15 protein-coding genes and 1 pseudogene are annotated in these 15,797 nt (G+C 64.1%); 9 read left to right on the plus strand and 7 right to left on the minus strand.

Annotated elements, in window-relative coordinates; all coding sequences use genetic code 11:
• Positions 1 to 58: 58 nt before the first annotated feature.
• Positions 59 to 1,003 carry a class I SAM-dependent methyltransferase gene (locus ECTPHS_RS09605; RefSeq protein ID WP_040405729.1) on the plus strand — a complete coding sequence of 315 codons (945 nt, stop codon included), beginning with the start codon at positions 59 to 61 and terminating at the stop codon, positions 1,001 to 1,003.
• Here ECTPHS_RS09605 and ECTPHS_RS09610 read toward each other — a convergent pair.
• The 3 genes from ECTPHS_RS09610 to ECTPHS_RS09620 are packed head-to-tail and all read right to left on the minus strand — an operon-like array spanning position 1,000 to position 3,439.
• Positions 1,000 to 2,484, minus strand: coding sequence for a helicase HerA-like domain-containing protein (locus ECTPHS_RS09610; RefSeq protein ID WP_008932545.1), 1,485 nt, complete (start codon positions 2,482 to 2,484; stop codon positions 1,000 to 1,002). The genes ECTPHS_RS09605 and ECTPHS_RS09610 overlap by 4 nt on opposite strands.
• Positions 2,481 to 3,050 carry a lipocalin family protein gene (locus ECTPHS_RS09615; RefSeq protein ID WP_008932546.1) on the minus strand — a complete coding sequence of 190 codons (570 nt, stop codon included), beginning with the start codon at positions 3,048 to 3,050 and terminating at the stop codon, positions 2,481 to 2,483. Before ECTPHS_RS09615 ends, ECTPHS_RS09610 begins: the two co-directional genes overlap by 4 nt.
• Positions 3,050 to 3,439, minus strand: coding sequence for a nuclear transport factor 2 family protein (locus ECTPHS_RS09620; RefSeq protein WP_008932547.1), 390 nt, complete (start codon positions 3,437 to 3,439; stop codon positions 3,050 to 3,052). The genes ECTPHS_RS09615 and ECTPHS_RS09620 overlap by 1 nt, the downstream gene beginning before the upstream one ends.
• Positions 3,440 to 3,658: 219 nt before the next feature.
• Here ECTPHS_RS09620 and ECTPHS_RS09625 point away from each other — a divergent pair, with 219 nt between their 5' ends.
• The 6 genes from ECTPHS_RS09625 to ECTPHS_RS09650 all read left to right on the plus strand — a co-directional run bounded on the left by ECTPHS_RS09625 (position 3,659) and on the right by ECTPHS_RS09650 (position 9,486).
• The gene (locus ECTPHS_RS09625) at positions 3,659 to 3,988 is read left to right on the plus strand and encodes a high-potential iron-sulfur protein (RefSeq protein ID WP_008932548.1); all 330 of its coding nucleotides are present in this window, start codon (positions 3,659 to 3,661) and stop codon (positions 3,986 to 3,988) included.
• A 202-nt stretch (positions 3,989 to 4,190) separates the two neighbouring features.
• The gene (locus ECTPHS_RS09630) at positions 4,191 to 5,825 is read left to right on the plus strand and encodes a thiamine pyrophosphate-dependent enzyme (protein ID WP_008932549.1); all 1,635 of its coding nucleotides are present in this window, start codon (positions 4,191 to 4,193) and stop codon (positions 5,823 to 5,825) included.
• Between the two features lie 30 nt (positions 5,826 to 5,855).
• Positions 5,856 to 6,362: an indolepyruvate oxidoreductase subunit beta gene (locus tag ECTPHS_RS09635; RefSeq protein WP_040405730.1), complete on the plus strand. Its 507-nt coding sequence runs from the start codon at positions 5,856 to 5,858 to the stop codon at positions 6,360 to 6,362.
• Entirely contained in the window at positions 6,363 to 7,697 is a 1,335-nt protein-coding gene (locus ECTPHS_RS09640; RefSeq protein ID WP_008932551.1) for a phenylacetate--CoA ligase family protein, read from the plus strand.
• A gap of 27 nt (positions 7,698 to 7,724) precedes the next feature.
• Entirely contained in the window at positions 7,725 to 8,162 is a 438-nt protein-coding gene (locus ECTPHS_RS09645) for an ACT domain-containing protein (protein WP_008932552.1), read from the plus strand.
• A 16-nt stretch (positions 8,163 to 8,178) separates the two neighbouring features.
• On the plus strand, positions 8,179 to 9,486 hold the full coding sequence (locus ECTPHS_RS09650; RefSeq protein ID WP_008932553.1) for a DUF3422 family protein: 1,308 nt from the start codon (positions 8,179 to 8,181) through the stop codon (positions 9,484 to 9,486).
• A gap of 1 nt (position 9,487) precedes the next feature.
• On the opposite strand, the gene ECTPHS_RS09655 is transcribed toward ECTPHS_RS09650, so the two are convergent.
• On the minus strand, positions 9,488 to 11,125 hold the full coding sequence (locus ECTPHS_RS09655; protein ID WP_008932554.1) for a fatty acid--CoA ligase: 1,638 nt from the start codon (positions 11,123 to 11,125) through the stop codon (positions 9,488 to 9,490).
• A 354-nt stretch (positions 11,126 to 11,479) separates the two neighbouring features.
• On the opposite strand from ECTPHS_RS09655, the pseudogene ECTPHS_RS09665 reads away from it, so the two are divergent.
• Positions 11,480 to 13,100, plus strand: a pseudogene (locus ECTPHS_RS09665) (methyl-accepting chemotaxis protein).
• A 76-nt stretch (positions 13,101 to 13,176) separates the two neighbouring features.
• On the opposite strand, the gene ECTPHS_RS09670 reads toward ECTPHS_RS09665, so the two are convergent.
• On the minus strand, positions 13,177 to 13,575 hold the full coding sequence (locus ECTPHS_RS09670) for a CBS domain-containing protein (RefSeq protein WP_008932556.1): 399 nt from the start codon (positions 13,573 to 13,575) through the stop codon (positions 13,177 to 13,179).
• A 14-nt stretch (positions 13,576 to 13,589) separates the two neighbouring features.
• A complete protein-coding gene (locus tag ECTPHS_RS09675; protein WP_008932557.1) occupies positions 13,590 to 13,937 on the minus strand; it encodes a P-II family nitrogen regulator in 348 nt (115 codons plus the stop codon).
• A 178-nt stretch (positions 13,938 to 14,115) separates the two neighbouring features.
• Between ECTPHS_RS09675 and nadC the strand changes: the two genes are divergently transcribed.
• Positions 14,116 to 14,955, plus strand: a complete 840-nt coding sequence (nadC, locus tag ECTPHS_RS09680; RefSeq protein ID WP_008932558.1) for a carboxylating nicotinate-nucleotide diphosphorylase — start codon at positions 14,116 to 14,118, stop codon at positions 14,953 to 14,955.
• Between the two features lie 16 nt (positions 14,956 to 14,971).
• Here the strand turns inward: nadC and mazG are convergent, their stop codons facing one another.
• Complete coding sequence (mazG, locus tag ECTPHS_RS09685; RefSeq protein WP_083838824.1) at positions 14,972 to 15,796, minus strand: nucleoside triphosphate pyrophosphohydrolase; 825 nt, start codon at positions 15,794 to 15,796, stop codon at positions 14,972 to 14,974.
• Position 15,797: the final 1 nt, after the last annotated feature.

The following is a 15,797-nucleotide window of genomic DNA, read 5'->3' on the forward strand; positions in this document are numbered from 1 at the left end:
CCGATTGGTGATAAAACCTCTTGATTCACAGGATACATAATCGCAGCATATCCGAACCATGAATTCACCGTTTCACAACCGTTTATCCAAGAACTTTCGCCACTGGTCAAAATGGGCCAGACGGCGAGGCGTCGAGTGCTTCCGCGTCTATGACCGGGACATCCCGGAGTATCCCGTGGCGGTGGATGTGTACGCCGGCATCCCCCATGTGCAGGTTTACGAGACCCGTTGGGAGGCGGATGACGCCGCCTATGACACCTGGCTGAAGGAGGTCCGCGAGACGGTGGGGGCCGTTTTCGGGCTGTCGCCGGAGACGCTGGCGATGAAGGTCCGGCGGCGCCAGAAAGGGACCGAGCAGTATGAGAAGACCGGGCAGGAAGGTGATGAGCTGATCGTGTCGGAGGACGGACTGAGGTTCTCGGTGAACCTGCACGCCTATCTGGACACGGGGCTGTTTCTGGATCATCGCCAAACCCGGGCGATGGTGCGGGAACGCAGTCAGGGCAAGCGGTTTCTGAATCTGTTTGCCTATACCGGGAGTTTTTCCGTGCATGCGGCGGCCGGGGGCGCCTCGGAGAGTCTAACCCTGGACCTGTCGCGGACCTATCAGGAGTGGTCGTTGCGGAATTTCCAGCTCAACGGGCTGGACCTGACGCGTCATCGGCTGGAGCGGGTGGATGTGATGCAGTGGCTGGAGGATGCGCCGCGACTGGGCCGGCGCTATGACCTGATCGTGATGGACCCGCCCTCCTTTTCCAATTCCAAGAAGATGACGGCGACACTGGATGTGCAGCGGGATCATGCCTGGATGATCAACCGCTGCCTGGGTCTGCTGTCAGCCCGTGGGGAGCTGTTCTTTTCCAACAATCGGCGCGGTTTCAAGCTTTATGAGAACGAACTGGCCCCCTGCCGGGTGGAGGAGATCACCCGGCAGACCGTGCCCGAGGATTTCGGTCGCGGCCGACCGCACCGATGCTGGATCATCCGGCGGTTGGAGGATTAGCGCCGCTTCCCCGTTAGGGAACCCAGCAGGCCCCGCACGATCTGGCGCCCGATCTGGGTGCCTACCGCCCGGGCGGTGCTCTTGGCGGTGGCCGCCAGCACGCTGTCGCCCCGCCGGGATGTACCGCCGCCACTGCCGCGACGACTGCGCGCCGCCTGCTGGGTGGTGACCGTCGTGGTGGGTTCGCTCAGGGCCGCTTCCGCCTGTCGCTGCAGGATTTCATAGGCCGATTCCCGATCCACCGGAGTGTCGTAGACACCCGCCAGGGGCGAGGACTGAATCAGCGCCCGCCGCTCGGCATCGTTCAACGGGCCAATGCGGCTGGCGGGGGGGCGAATCAGGGTGCGCTCCACCGGCGTGGGCTGGCCCCGCTCGTCCAGCACGGAAACCAGGGCGGTGCCGGTGCTCATGGACAGGATCTCCGCCTCCGTATTCAGGCCCGGCTTGGCCCGGAAGGTTTGGGCCGCCGCCCTCACCGCCTTCTGATCCCGAGGGGTGAAGGCCCGCAGGGCATGCTGGATGCGGTTGCCCAGTTGCCCCAGCACCGGTTCGGGCAGATCCAGGGGATTCTGGGTGACGAAATACACCCCCACCCCCTTGGACCGGATCAGCCGCACCACCTGTTCGATGCGGTCGGTCAGGGACTTGGGGGCATCCTTGAACAGCAGGTGGGCCTCGTCGAAGAACAGGACGAAACGGGGCTTGTCCGCGTCGCCCACCTCGGGCAACTGCTCGAACAGCTCAGACAACAGCCACAGCAGCAAGGTGGAGTACACCAGGGGACTGGCCCGGTACAGACGCTCCGCGTGCAGGATGTTGATCACGCCCCGCCCCTGCTCATCGGTCTGCAGGAAATCCTCCAGGGTCACCGCCGGCTCACCGAAGAACTGCTCCGCGCCCTGGGACTCCAGGCTGAGCAGACTGCGCTGGATGGCCCCCAGGCTGGCGGGGGCGATGTTGCCGTAGGTACGGCTCAAGGTCTGACGCTGCTCCCCCACCCAGTTGACCATGGCACGCAGGTCCTTCAGGTCCAGCAACAGCCAGCCGTTGTCGTCGGCCACCCGGAACACCAGCTGCATCAGCCCGCTCTGGGTCTCGTTGAGGTTCATCAGCCGGCTGAGCAGGGTGGGTCCCAGGTCGGCGATGGTCAGGCGCAGGGGATGGCCCTGTTCGCCGAACACATCCCAGAACACGGTGGGGGCGCCGTGCATGTCCAGGTCATCCAGGCCCACCTGCCCTGCCCGTTCCCGTACCCGGTCATTCATCTGGCCGGGGACGGCGATGCCGGAAAAGTCACCCTTGATGTCCGGCACGAACACCGGCACCCCCAGGTCCGAAAAGGACTGGGCCAGTGTCTGCAGGGTGATGGTCTTGCCGGTACCGGTGGCGCCGGCGATGAGGCCGTGGCGATTGGCCATGCGCGGGGTGATGGCCACCGGGTGGCCGTCCGCGGCACCGATCAGCAGGGGATGTGCGTTCAAGGGCGGTCTCCTTGTTCATGGGTCACGTAGATGAGTCCGTCCACGTCGTAATCCAGTTCCCGGGCCTGCGCGACCAACCGCCGGACCACGTCGGGGTCCAGTTCGGGGCTGCGCGCCAGGATCCAGAGATAGGAACGGGTGGGACCGGTCACCATGGCGTACTGGTAGTCGTCCTTGTCCAGGGCAATGATGTTGTAAGCGCCATGAAACGGTCCGAAGAAGGATACCTTGAGGCGGCCCACGGTGGGAGACTCAATGAACCGGGCCACGCCTCGCGCCTCCCGCCAGACCTCCCGATCCGGGTGATAGCCCCGGTTGAGCACGCTGATGGCGCCGTCTTCGCGCAGTTCGTAATGGGCCGTGACATCGGTCAGGCGCCGTTCAAAGGAGTGATCCAGCCGGGCGATGGAGTACCAGGTACCCAGATAGCGTTCGGCCTCCAGCCTCCGGACCGGCTCCACGCCCTTGGGGATGCCGGTGCAGCCGGCCAGCAGGAACAGGGCCGTCGCGGACAGGCACAGACGCGCCCACAGGGACAGGGTGTTGCGGGAAAGCCCGTCGTTCATCAGTTTGCCTCGCTTTCAAACAGGATGCGGTAGGGATGGGCGTCGAACAGGGCTTCGATCCTTGCAATGCGCCCTTCCCTGACCTGCGCCCACTGCACCATGTCGACCTTCATCTTTTCGGAGATCTGGACATGGAACACCATGAAATGGCACACATCAGGCCCATCCACGAACTGCTTGCGGATCTCGATGCGCTGCAGGATGCCGCCGGTCAGCGACAGATGTTCGATGAAACGCTCGACGTCGTCGAAGCGACTGATGGGGCTGACGTAGCGGAATGATCGCTCGTCCAGCAGGGCGCGCGCGCAGTCATAGTCATGCCGCTCGATGGCTTGCAGATAATGATCGACCACCGTTGCCGGGGTCGGGGGCTCGGCGAATGACGTCATTGGATTCAGGCAACCTCTCGCGGTAGCGATTGACGCTATCCCGGGGACCCTGGGGTGTCAAGGGAGCAAGGCCCGACCAACGTGCCGGGTCCGACACATGGCCTTCGTCTCGTTCATGTTGTGTTCAGCCATGCAGGAGGAAACTGTACCCGAGGCTGGAGGAAGGACCGTCATCTCCCCGGCCAGTGTTCTGAAACTTCAGCGAGAAGGAGAATGACCATGAAAACCCTGAACAACAACGTGAGCCGCCGCCGTTTCCTGCAGTTCGGTGCCTATGGCCTGGTGGCTGTTCCGGTGGTGGGCGCCCTGGGCTGGGCCACCGCCGCACAGGCCGCCGCCAAGGTGGACGAGAACTCGGACACGGCCCAGGCCCTGGCCTATCGCCATGATGCCGCCACGGTGGACCATCCGGCCTTTGTGGAAGGTAGCAACTGCGCCAACTGTCTGCTGTACACCGATACCGGTGGTGACTGGGGTCCCTGTGCCGTGTTCCCCGGCCAGCAGGTGGCCGCCAAGGGCTGGTGCACGGCCTGGGTGGCGCGGTCGTAAGGTCGCCCCCTCCCCTCATCTCCTTCTCCCCTCGCGGGAGAGGGGTTGGGGGGAGAGCCATGGATTTGAGGGCACGCCAAAATTGACCCAGCCAAGGGTGGCCCCACACGCTGAATGATGTAGACTTCCGGGCTGCCTGCCCGCCTTTCCGGCCTGCCGGACAGTGGGTGTGGCCCCAATGTCTACATAGAGCAGCTAAACCATGGCATCGACCGAACGTCTTTTGTTGAGCGGCAACGAGGCAGTCGCGCTGGCCTCCCTGCATGCCGGTGTACGCCTCGGAACCGGATACCCGGGCACCCCCTCCACCGAGATCCTGGAAGCCTTCTCCCTGATCGGCGGACCCGCCCAGTGGTCCCCCAACGAGAAGGTGGCCCTGGAAGTGGCCCTGGGCGTCTCCTTTGCCGGCGGCCGCACCCTGGTCACGATGAAGCACGTGGGCGTGAACGTGGCCGCCGACCCCCTGTTCACCGCCGCTTACATCGATCTGACCGGCGGCCTGGTGCTGATCTCCGCCGATGATCCGGGCATGGCCTCCAGCCAGAATGAGCAGGACAATCGCCACTACGCCCGCGCCGCCATCGTGCCCATGCTGGAGCCCTCCGATTCCCAGGAGGCCTATGACTTCACCCTGGCCGCCTTCGAACTCTCCGAGCGCTGGCGCGTCCCGGTGATCCTGCGCATGACCACCCGCATCTGTCACGCCAAGACCGAAGTGATTCCGGGTGAACCCCGGCCATCCACCCTGGAACCCCATTTTGAACGGGACATCCCTGGCCGCGTGATGATTCCCGCCTATGCCCGTCCGGCGCACCACAAGGTCCGCGCCAAAATGGAAGAAATCGCCCGCTGGAACGAAGAAAGCGGCCTGAACCGCATCTATCCCGGCGACAAGTCCCTGGGCATCATTGCCTCGGGCATCTCGGTGATGCATGCCCGCGAGGCCGCGCCCGATGCCACCTTGCTGGCCCTGGGACTGACCTGGCCGCTGCCCATGCAGATGATCACCGACTTCGTCAACAGCGTGGACCGCTGTATCGTCATCGAGGAAGGGGACCACTTGCTGTACGAAGCCCTCACGGTGGCCGGACTGAAGGTGGAAGGCAAGCCGGAGATGTATCGCTTCAGTGAGCTGAACGTGTCCCGGGTCCGCCGCATCATCGCCGGCGATGTGAGCCCCGAGGCCCCCCGTCCTCGCGGCAAACCCCCGGAACTGTGCCAGGGCTGCTCCCACCGGGAGGTGTTCGAGGCCCTGAGCCGCCTGGACTGCATCGTTGCCGGCGACATCGGCTGCTACACCCTGGGCGTGCTGCCTCCCTTCGAGGCCATGGACACCTGCGTGTGCATGGGCGCCGCCATCGGCGTGGGCCTGGGCCTGCGGCATGTGCTGCCCGAGGCCGAGGCCCGGCGGGTGGTCAGCGTCATCGGTGACTCCACCTTCGTCCACTCCGGCCTGACCGGCATTGCCGAGATGGTGTACAACCCGCCGCCCACCGGCCATGTGGTCCTGATCGTGGACAACAGCACCACCGCCATGACCGGACGCCAGGAACATCCGGGGACCGGCCGCAGCCTGAACCACGAACCCACCAATCGAATGGACTTCGTGGCCGTATGCAAGGCCATGGGCGTGAAGAACGTCGAGGTGGTGGATCCGCAGAAGGATGAAGCGAAGTTCGAGGAGATCCTCAAGGACATGATGGCCCGGGACGAATTGTCCGTGCTGATCGCCGAGCGGCCCTGCATCCTGGCAGTGCCCTTGATCCGCAAGCTGGAAAAGGCCGAGGCGGACAAGCGTTGCGCCGCCGGGGGCTGTGCGGCCGCACCGGTGGAATGACCCATCCAACGAATCTTTAGGGGATCATCAATGGCAGTTACCAACATAGTGCTGGCCGGTCTGGGCGGACAGGGCGTGGTCAAGGCGTCCGACCTGCTCTCCACCACCGCCTTCTCCAGCGGGTTGCAGGTCAAGAAGAGCGAAGTCCACGGCATGAGCCAGCGGGGTGGCTCCGTCACCACCGATGTGCGCTTCGGCAAGCAGGTTCTCAGCCCCATGGTGCCCATGGGCGAGGCGGATTTCCTGATGGTGTTCGAATCCACCCAGGTAGACCTCAACCTGGGCTGGCTGCGTCCCGGCGGTGTCCTGATCACCCCGGACCTGATCCCGGAGGGCGAGCTGAAGAATCGCAAGAGCCTGAACGTGGCCCTGCTGGGTGCCGCCTCCATGGTGATGGACTTCTCCGAACAGGAATGGGTGGCGGCCATTCATCAATGCTTCCCGCCCAAGCTCCATGCCGTCAATGAACACGCCTTCGCCCTGGGGCGCAAACTGGGGGCGGGACTGTCCCGCCCGGAAGTGATCGAGGGGGTTTGAATGCTGAGCGAACGCTGGAACGACGTGGAGGGTGGATTCCACCCTGCCAGTGCACCCGACTATCTGCCCGTGGAACGCCTGCGGGAAGTGCAGCTACGGCGCCTGCGCGCCGTGGTGACCCGCGCCTACGACAACGTGGACCTGTTCCGCTCCCGCATGCGGGAGCGGGGGCTGACCCCGGCGGACATCCGGACCCTGGATGACATCGCCCAGCTGCCGTTCACCGTCAAGGTGGATCTGCGCGACACCTACCCCTTTGGCCTGTTTGCCAGCCCCATGAGCGAGATCGTGCGCCTGCACGCCTCCTCCGGGACCACCGGCAAGCCCATCGTGGTGGCCTACACCCGCGAAGACCTGAATGTCTGGGCCGAGGTGATGACCCGCACCTTCGCCGCCTGCGGCTTGCACCGGGGCGACATCGTGCAGAACGCCTTCGGCTACGGCCTGTTCACCGGCGGTCTGGGCGCCCACTACGGGGCCGAGGCCCTGGGGGCAACGGTGATCCCCGTGTCCGGCGGCAACACCGAGCGCCAGCTGATGGTGATGAAGGACTTCAACGTCAGCGCCGTCTGCGCCACCCCCAGCTACTTCATCCATGTGATCGAACGGGCCAACGACATGGGGCTGGACCTGCGGGAACTGCCCCTGCACACCGGCATCTTCGGCGCCGAACCCTGGAGCGAGGAAATGCGCCGGCGCATCCAGGAAGGGGCCGGCATCCGGGCCTACGACATCTACGGCCTGTCGGAGATCATCGGCCCCGGGGTGGGCAGCGAGTGCGAGCACCAGGACGGCCTGCACATTTTCGAGGATCACTTCTATCCGGAGATCATCGATCCGGAGACCGGCGCGGTGCTGCCCGACGGCGAGGAAGGGGAACTGGTGCTCACCACCCTGAGCAAGCAGGCCATGCCCATCATCCGCTACCGCACCCGCGACATCACCCGCATCATCACCGAGACCTGCGGCTGCGGCCGTAGCCTGCGCCGTATCCGTCGCGTGGGACGCCGCTCCGACGACATGTTCATCATCCGCGGCGTGAACGTGTTCCCGTCCCAGGTGGAAGCGGCACTGCTGGCGGTGGAAGGCACCCTGCCCCACTACCAGATCATCCTCACCCGCGACCATGGCCTGGACCAGATGGCGGTGGAAGTGGAAGTGACGCCGGAGGTCTTCAGCGACAAGGTCCGTGCCCTGGAAGACGTCCGCGCCGAACTGGCCAAGGCCATCGAGCAGATCATCGGCATCCGCGTGGCCCTGCGCCTGGTGGAACCCCGCACCATCGCCCGCAGCGAAGGCAAGGCCAAGCGGGTGATCGACAAGCGTGCCATCTAGTCGGCCCGCATCAAGGAGTATCGCTTCATGAAGCTGCAACAGCTTTCCGTGTTTCTGGAGAATCGTCCCGGGCACCTGGCCGAGCCCCTGGCCCTGCTGTCCCGGGAAGGCATCAATATCCTGAGTCTGTCCCTGGCGGACACCTCGGACTTCGGCATCCTGCGCATGATCGTGCGCGACTGGGAGCGGGCCGCGCAGGTACTCAAGGCGGATGACTGGGTGGTCAAGCTCACCGAGGTGGTGGCGGTGGGCGTGGAGGACCGTCCCGGCGGCCTGGCCGAGGTGTTGCAGGCGGCGGGCAAGGCGGAACTCAAGATCGAGTACATGTACGCCTTCTCCCTGCGGCGCAACCACCGGGCCGCCCTGATCTTCCGCTTCGAGGAACCGGACCGGGCCATCGACGCCCTCTCGGCCGCCGGTTGCCATGTGATCGAAGCCGAAGCACTCTTCGCCGCGGTGGAATAAACAGGACGCCACGGCCATGCCGCTGCCCTTCAAGGAACACCCCCTGCGCCATGCGGTCACCACCGAGCTGCATGCCCGTACCTTTGAGCCCATCAAGGCACCGGCCAGGGTCTCGCACCTGGCCTTTATCTGCGGGGAACGGGGCAGCGGCCGCAATACCGGGCACCTGATCAAGCTGCTGGAGTTCTTCGGTGCCCCGGTGCCGGAGTCCGTGGATCAGTACCACGTGGCGGATCTGGGCGGCATCCGCCTGCACTGGGAGCGGCATACCGAGTTCGTCACCTACACCTTCACCGAGCCCGGACCTTACAGGCACCCCTTTGACAACCCGGTCATCGAGCGGCTGCCGCCCCAGTGGCTGGCGGCCTCTCCGGGGGAACTGGTCAGCGCCGTTTCCGTGGCGCTGGAGTCGAAGGACATGCCCGAACGCAGCCCGGCGGAACTGGCCGAGCTGTTCGGTCACAACATCATCATCGGCTCGGAAGTGGTGGGGGGACTGGGACGGGCCTGGTCGGATCTGCGCATCCACACCGACGGTTATGCCCGCATCCTGCTGCGTAACGAAGGCCTCACCGATGCCCAGGCCGGCCGCATGGTCAAGCGGGTGCTGGAACTCAACGCCTACCGCTCCATGACCCTGCTGGCCCTGCCCGTGGCCCGCAAGGTCAGCCGCACCCTGGACACGGCGGACCGACGCCTGGCGGCACTGGCCACCGTCATGACGGAACAACCTTCCCAGGCCCCGCCAGGTCAGCCGGTGGAAAGCCGGTTGCTGGCGGAATTGACCGGCCTGGCGGCGGAAATCGAATCAGTGGCAGCCCAGACCACGTTTCGGTTCGAGGCCTCCAAGGCCTATTACCGGGTGGTCAAGCAACGTCTGGAACAGTTGCGCCAGCGCCGCATCATCGGCCTGCAGACCTTCACCGAATTCCTGGATGCCCGGCTGGCGCCGGCGGTGGCCACCTGCGAATCCGTGGGCAGCCGGCAACGGGACCTGGCGGAGCGGGCGGCCCGTCTCACCGCCCTGCTGCGGGCCCGGGTGGAGGTGAGCCTGCAGGCCCAGAACCGTAACCTGCTCGAATCCATGGACCGCCGCGCCAAGCTGCAGCTACGGTTGCAGGAGACGGTGGAAGGCCTGTCGGTCATCGCCATCGGTTATTACGGCGTGGGCCTGGTGGGGTACCTGCTCAAGGGCCTGGAGTCCCAGGGTCTGCCCGTCAACGCCACCCTGGGCATGGGCATTGCCATGCCCATCGTGGTACTCAGTGCCTGGTTCTTCCTCAAACGGGTGAAGAAGCGCCTGATGCAGGGGCACGGCGAATAGATCAGGCGAGGTATTTCTCCCGCAGGGCCACCTTGTTGGTCTTGCCCACGGAAGTCTTGTCCACCTGATCCACGAAGCGCACCTTGAGCAGGATGGACTCCTTGGGCAGCATGCCCTTGTCCACGAACTCACGGACATGGTGGGTCAGTTCGCGCTCACCCGGCTCGGTGCCGGCACGGGGCACCACCAGGGCCAGGGGGATCTCGCCCCAACGCGCCGCCGGCTGCCCGATGACCGCCACCTCGGAGACATCCGGGTGCTGCATGAGCACATCTTCCAGTTCCAGGGAACTGAGCCATTCTCCGCCCACCTTGATCACATCCTTGGTGCGATCCGTGATGCGGATGCTGCCGGTGTGGTCGCGGCAGGCCACGTCGTGGGTATGTAGCCAGCCGCCGGCCCAGAGACGCTCGGACTGTTTTTCATCCTTCAGGTACCCCTGGGTCAGCCAGGGCGCACGAACCTGCACCTCGCCCGGGGCATGATCATCGGACGTCACCTCCCTGCCCTCGGTATCCACCACGCGCAAATCCACCAGCGGCAAGGGACGGCCGGTGCGAACCCGGCGATCGACCTGCTCGTCCATCGGCAATGTCAGTTCGTCATCGCTCAGTTGGGACAGGGTGAGGATGGGACAGGTCTCGGACATGCCGTAGCCGGTATAGATGTCCACACCGCGGCGCATGGCCTGACGGCACAGGGCCTTGGGCAGACTGGAGCCGCCGATCAGCACCTTCCAGCGCGAGAGGTCACAGTCCGCATTTTTCGCATCGTTGAGCAACATGTGCAGGATGGTGGGTACGCAGTGACTGAAGGTGACCCTTTCCGTCTCGATGAGCCGGGCCAACTGGTGAGGGATGTACTTGCCCGGATAGACCTGCTTCACCCCCAGCAGGGTGGCCATGTAGGGAATGCCCCAGGCGTGGACATGGAACATGGGCGTGATGGGCATGTAGACATCCTCCCGGTGAAAACGCCCTTGGGTGCTGTTGGAGGCCAGGGTCAGCAAACTGGTCAGCGTATGCAGCACCAGCTGGCGATGGCTGAAATACACCCCCTTGGGCAGGCCCGTGGTACCGGTGGTATAGAAACAGGTGGCCCGGGTGTTCTCGTCCAGGTCGGGGAAGGTCTCCAGGGGCTGTGCCGCCTGCAGCAGCTGCTCGTACTCGCCCACGAAATTCAGGCCCGCGGGATCGGCCCGGTCAGCGTCCTGGCCGGAAGTTTCGTCAGTCAGTCGGATGAACTTCCGGACCGATTCGATCCGTCCCCGGATCGGCGCCAACAGGGAGATGAACTCATCGTGGACCAGGATCAGGTCATCCTCGGCGTGACTGATGGTATAGACCAGCTGTTCGCTGGACAGCCGCACGTTGATGGTGTGCAGCACGGCCCCGATCATGGGCACGGCAAAGTAGCATTCCAGGTAACGATGGCTGTCGTAGTCCATCACCGCCACGGTATCACCCGGGCCGACGCCCTGGGCCTTGAGCATGGCCGCCAGCCGGGCGACTCGCTGTCTGAACTCTGCGTAAGTGAAACGTCGCTCCCCCTTGTAAACGATCTGCTGTGAGGGATCGTAGTGAAGCGGTGAAAACAGCAGATGCTTTATCAGCAGGGCGGGCAAGGAAGCCATGGACATGACGTGATTTCTCCTGTGAGGCGCATTGGCGAGAATATACAGGATGAAACCGCGCCGATTGTCGGACATTCTCTGCCGGTAACGGGGCTCAATGACAAAACTCAAAACCTGAGCGCCCGATCCGGCGCACAATGAGCCGTCGTACGGTCTGCACAGCCCTCCCGACAGGATGTTTCAAGGATCGGCCCGGTCTGTGAGCACGGGACGAGCGCTATCGATCCGATCGCTGCCCTACCCGCCGTTTCCGGCCGGAGACAGGCCACCAACTTCTTGCCAGCGCGGCCGATATCTACTGCATGCTGACGCGTTTCAAAACACTGCCGTAGTAACCAACGGGTATCCTGGGGAACCAACATGCAACGCATCTGTGACTTACCGATCTGGGTCCGCCTGGTGGGGGCCATGTGTGGCTCATCCTGGTGCTGGCCTGGGGCGGCATGACCCTGTGGACGGTTCAGGAACAACGGCAAACAGCGGTTCGTCAGGCAGAGTCCTTTTCCGAGACCCTGCATGAAATCACCATGGCCGGGCTGACCACGATGATGATCACCGGCACCATATCAGTCGGCGTGCCGAGTTTCTGGATCAGATCATAGAACTCCAGAACGTCCATGACCTCAGGGTACTGCGCGGTGACAACGTCTCCCGCCAGTACGGCCCGGGCAGCGAACATGAAAGACCCAGGGATGCCATCGAGCGCAATGTGCTGGAAACCGGACAGGCCTACATTGCCCTTTCCGAAGACCGTTCCAGCCTGAGGGCGGTCATGCCCGTGTTCAATGAACGCCAGTACCTGGGCAAGAACTGCACCCTGTGCCACGCGGTGGCACCGGAGGGCGCGGTGCTGGGCGGGGTGAGCCTGCAGATCAGCCTTGAGGATGTCAATACCGCCTCGCGTCGGTTCGGCTTCAACTTCCTTGCCGTGGCCACCCTGATCAGCCTGCCGGTGCTGCTGTTCCTGTTCCTGTTCACCCGCCGCTTCGTCACCAACCCCCTGCATGAAATGACCCGCGGGCTGCAGGGCATCGCCCAGGGCAATGGTGATCTGTCCCATCGTCTGCCGGTCCGCGGCAGTGACGAGATCGGACAGGCCTCTCAAGCCTTCAATGCCATGATGGACAATTTCCGCGACCTGATCGGCAAGGTGCTCCATTCCACGGGTAAACTGGCCAGGGCCGCCGGCAATCTGGCCGCTGTCACCGAGCGCACCAACGACGGTGTTTCCCGTCAGCGTAGCGAGATCGACCAGCTCGCCACCGCCATGAACGAGATGAACAGCACGGCTCAGGAGGTGGCGCGCAACGCCCAGCAGAGTTCGGATTCCACACGTCAAGCCGAGGCAGCCGCCCAGGAAGGCAAGCATGTGGTTTCCGGCACCATGAAGCGTATCGAGCAGCTGGCCACGGAAGTGCAGAAGGCCGCCGACGTGATCCGTGAGCTGGACAACGACAGCGAAGAGATCGGCAAGGTGCTGGACGTGATCCGGGGCATTGCCGAACAGACCAACCTGCTGGCGCTCAATGCCGCCATTGAAGCGGCCCGTGCGGGCGAGGCCGGGCGCGGCTTTGCCGTGGTGGCCGACGAGGTCCGCTCCCTGGCCAACCGCACCCAGAGTTCGACCCAGGAGATTCAGGCCATGATCGAACGGCTGCAACAGGCCAGTCGTCGCGCGGTGACGGCCATGGATGAAAGCCGGCAGTCGGCCCAGGCCAGTCGCGACAGTGCCGCCCAGGCGGATACCTCGCTGGATGCCATTACCCTGGCGGTCACCACCATCAGCGACGTGAATGCCCAGGTGGCCAGTGCCGCCGAGGAGCAAAGCGCCGTGGCCGAAGAGATGAACCGCAATGTCACCAGCATCTCCGATGCGGCCGAGCAGAATGCCCAGGGCGCAGAGGAAACCACCCTGGCCTCCGAACAGCTGGCCCGACTGGCGGACGAACTGCAGGATCTGGTGGGCCGTTTCAAGGTGTGAAAACGGCGCGGGGCGGGCCATGGGCCCGCCCCGCGTGACCATCAGCCCCACTCCACCGAATGGGGGCCGTGATGAATTACTCGGCGTCCACCTCGGACATCTCCAGGATGGAGGCGACGATGTCGTTCATTGTCACCAGCCCCACCAGGGTGTTGTCCCTAAGCACCACGATGCGGCGAATCCCCTGATTGACCATCAGCTTGGCCACATGCTTGACCTCCAGCCCCTCCGGCACGCTGATCACCGGCTTGGAGCAGACGTCGTAGACATTGATCAGGTCGATGTCCCCTTCCTCCGCCACGATGGTGCGCAGGATAGTGGTATAGGTGATGATGCTGTAGGCATCGTGCTCGTAACGCTTGTCCACCACCAGGGACTTGACCTGGTGCCGGCGCATCTCGCGCATGGCCTCGCGAATGGTGGCGAGGGGGGAGATCATCGCCACGTCCTTCACCATGATATCTTTGACCAACATGGGTTACCTCGGGCTTACAGCTCGTCCTTGAGACGGTCTTCGAATTGTTCGATCTGGCGCATGTCGATACCGGCAATATGCTCCAGTGGCACGGTGAACACCACGCCGTGGCTATGAGACTTCAGATCCAGTTCATCCCGCAGCGCCTTCATCACCGCCAGGGACAATTTCTTCTCCAGGACCATCAACAGAATCGACTGGCTGCCCTCGTAGGTCAGGCCAAGGAAGGTCTTCTTCTCCTTGGCGCCTATCCCCCGGGCATCGATGATGGTCACCCCGCCGGCCCCCGCCTGCTTGGCGACGTCGATGGCCTTTTCTTCCAGGTTGTCGGCCACAATGGCCACCAGAACGGCAAACTTCATGATTCAGCTTCCCTCCACCAGTTGGTGAGTTCAACGGCGATAGCATAGAGCATCACGCCGATGATCGGGAAGCCGCCCGGGTTGACGTGCTGCAATCGGGTCAGTCCGTGGTGGGCTTGACCGACATTTGAGGTATGCTTGCCCCCTGACCCGGAGCATTCAGGATCAAAAGGCGATCATGTCCCTTCAACTGCCCCACGAAATCATTCGCGAATCCGTCAAACTGGCCCTGATCGAGGATATCGGTGGCGGCGATCTCACCGCCGGCCTGATCCCGGAACAGACACGGTGCTGGGCCCATGTGGTCTGCAAGGATCAGGCAATCGTCTGCGGACAGGCCTGGTTCGACGAGACCTTCAGACAACTGGACCCGACGGTGGAGATCACCTGGCATTGCCGGGAAGGCGAGGCGGTGGAGCCCGACACCCGGCTGTGCAGTCTGAGTGGCCCGGCCCGCCCCATTCTCACCGGGGAGCGCACGGCGCTGAATTTCCTCCAGACCCTCTCGGCCACGGCCACCCGGACCCGGCGCTACGTGGATGCCGTGGCCGGCACTCCCGCCAATATCCTGGACACCCGCAAGACCCTGCCCGGACTGCGGCTGGCGCAGAAGTATGCCGTCAGTTGCGGCGGCGGCATGAACCACCGCCTGGGTCTCTACGATGCCGTGCTGATCAAGGAGAATCACATCATGGCCGCCGGCTCCATTGCCGCGGCCGTGGCACAGGCCCGCGCTCTGCCCGGCCAGGTCAAGGTGGAAGTGGAAACGGAAACCCTGGACGAGGTCCGTCAGGCGCTGGAGGCCGGCGCCGACGTGATCATGCTGGATGACTTCGACCTGGAAGGGATGCGGGCCGCGGTCGCCATGGTGGGCGATCGCTGCAAGCTGGAGGCCTCCGGCGGCGTGGACCTGTCCAGGATCCGGGAAATCGCCAAGACCGGCGTGCACTTCATCTCCGTGGGCGCCCTGACCAAGCATATCCAGGCGGTGGATTTGTCCCTGCGCCTGGAGGCCTGATCCTTTTCTTCTTTCTCTAGCCCACCCGGGTCTTGGCCAGCTGCCAGAGGGCTTCCAGGGCCTCCAGGGACTCGTCTTCCATGCGGCTGCCTTCCCGGGTCAGGGTCTCTTCCATGAAGCGGAAACGGCGCTCGAACTTGGCATTGGTGCGCCGCAGGGCCGCCTCGGGGTCCACTTTCAGGTGGCGGGCCAGGTTCGCTACGGCAAACAGGACATCTCCCAGCTCATCCTCCAGGCGGGCGTGGGGGGCGCCGGCCCCCATCTCCGCCCGCACTTCGTCCAGTTCCTCGTGAATCTTGTCCAGGATGGGGGTGGCATCGGCCCAGTCGAACCCCACCCGGGCGGCACGCTTCTGGATCTTAGCGGCACGAGCCAGGGCCGGGAGTGTCAGGGCAATACCGTCCAGCACACCGGATGCCGGTTCATTTCCGCCACTGCCTACGCCCTGACGGTCGGCCCGTTCCCGGGCCTTCTCCGTCTCCCAGGCCGCATGCTGGGCGTCTTCTGATTCAAACCGGACACCGGCAAAAACATGGGGGTGACGGCGGATGAGTTTGTCTGCCAGGGTGTGGGCGACGTCGTTGAAATCGAAACGCCCCTCCTCTTCCGCCATCCGGGCGTGAAACACCACCTGCAACAGCAGATCCCCCAACTCCGAGCGCAGTTCATCAAAATCGCGCCGGGCAATGGCATCGGCCACCTCATAGGCCTCTTCCAGGGTATGGGAGACGATGCTGTCGTAGGTCTGCTTCAGATCCCAGGCACAGCCCCGCTCCGGATCCCGGAGTCGGGCCATGATGCCGAGAACCTCATCCAATGCGGGAGAAGATGAGGGTTTCATG

Origin of the sequence: Ectothiorhodospira sp. PHS-1 (assembly GCF_000225005.1) — a bacterium.
Classification (GTDB): Bacteria; Pseudomonadota; Gammaproteobacteria; order Ectothiorhodospirales; family Ectothiorhodospiraceae; genus Ectothiorhodospira.